The sequence below is a fragment of the Priestia flexa NBRC 15715 genome, assembly GCF_001591565.1.
In the GTDB taxonomy this organism is placed as follows: Bacteria; Bacillota; Bacilli; order Bacillales; family Bacillaceae_H; genus Priestia; species Priestia flexa.
In genome coordinates, this window is sequence record NZ_BCVD01000227.1 from 1 (window position 1) to 1,454 (window position 1,454).

General features: G+C 31.4%; 1 protein-coding gene. It reads right to left on the reverse strand.

Translation table 11 applies throughout. From position 1 onward, the window contains the following. Window positions 1–275: 275 nt before the first annotated feature. The gene (locus BFL01S_RS19540; protein ID WP_061786712.1) at window positions 276–1,016 is read right to left on the reverse strand and encodes a hypothetical protein; all 741 of its coding nucleotides are present in this window, start codon (window positions 1,014–1,016) and stop codon (window positions 276–278) included. Window positions 1,017–1,454: the final 438 nt, after the last annotated feature.

Here is a 1,454-nt window from a genome sequence, read left to right on the forward strand (position 1 = left end):
AAGGGTTTAAGGAGGGAAAACGAAAAGTCGTTTTTAGTCATTTTTTTTATCTATTTTCACGTACATAAAAGCAAATAATAGAAGCAATACAATACTAATAGGGAAAATAATATAGGAATCTGTCGTTTCACTTACACTAGATTTTAATGTGTAGTTATAAATGATAAATGCAATTCCAACAATAGCTATTAATATTTGATATGTTCTTTTTTTACTAAACATATAAAACAATCCCCTTTAACTTTAAAAAGCTACTCCAAGGATATAAGTTAAGCTTACTTTAGACAACCATTAATAAACGAGTCTATTCCTAGGAGTGCGTATAATGCGTCAAAAGCATCTGGTGTAGCTCTAGCTGTCTTTTTCAATGCTAGTTTCATAGCTGTTGTTTTAGAATACTTAGCTACTCTGCTACCAGGCTTTCTAATTCTTGAATAGTAATCATACGACTGAACAAGCTTGTTAGCAAATTTAGCTGTACCACCGGCAACTTTAATCGCTTTTTTTATTTTTAATACCTTAGCAATTGGAACAGCATTTTGTGCTATAGCAGTAGCGATTCCTTTAGCACATTTCCATGCTGAAAACGCAGCAATAACTGGTACTTCATTAGTAAGTTTTTGTTTTTCTGCTATTAGTGCAGACTGCAACTCTGAATCGTCTGTGTTATCAATCATCCAATCTAATCTCTCGACAGTTTTATCTTCAGTCGCTAATTCATCTGGAAGACTTTCGATTAAAGAAAAACCTTCTTCCATTGTAGCGAGTTCATCATCAGTATATACATCAACATTGTCCATATCTTCTGCATCTAGAAATTCAAGCTCACCATTTGAGGCTTCTTCATCTATGAGTGCAAGTTCTTGATCTAACTCTTCATCTGTTAGATTCTCACTATCTACATTTTCCGCTGCTTGTGTTCCAATCGTTTTAAAATTAAAAACAGATGTAAAAACTAATAATAAACTAGCTACCACTAAAACTCTCTTAAACATAGAAAATACTTTGCTATCCAACCTTGTTACCTCCTAAATTTTACAACTATTACCCTCCGTTTACAATAGTAACATTCCTTTTATGTAAAATAAACCCATAAAAATAGATTTTATTCCCAAATTATAATTAATTTGGCATTTAGTATTTTGGTAGCTTTAATATAAAGTTGAGAGTAGGAGGGGTAAAAGATATTCCAATATAAAAAAGAACAGCCGGGGATGGCTGCTCTCTTCATAAAATGAGGAATAGTAAAATGCGTGGTCGGTTTAACAAGTTTATATACACAAGGAGGATGTGTCGGATAAAACTTGAGGAGGTATGGTACTAACTTAATAAAACCTTTTAATTTATATTAGTCAAACTTAAATTTTTGTTTTATTTTTGTTTTTTGTCTGGCAAAAAACTAGTATAATAGAATTATATGAATGTAGAGGTGTAATATGGAATTTATTAATTAT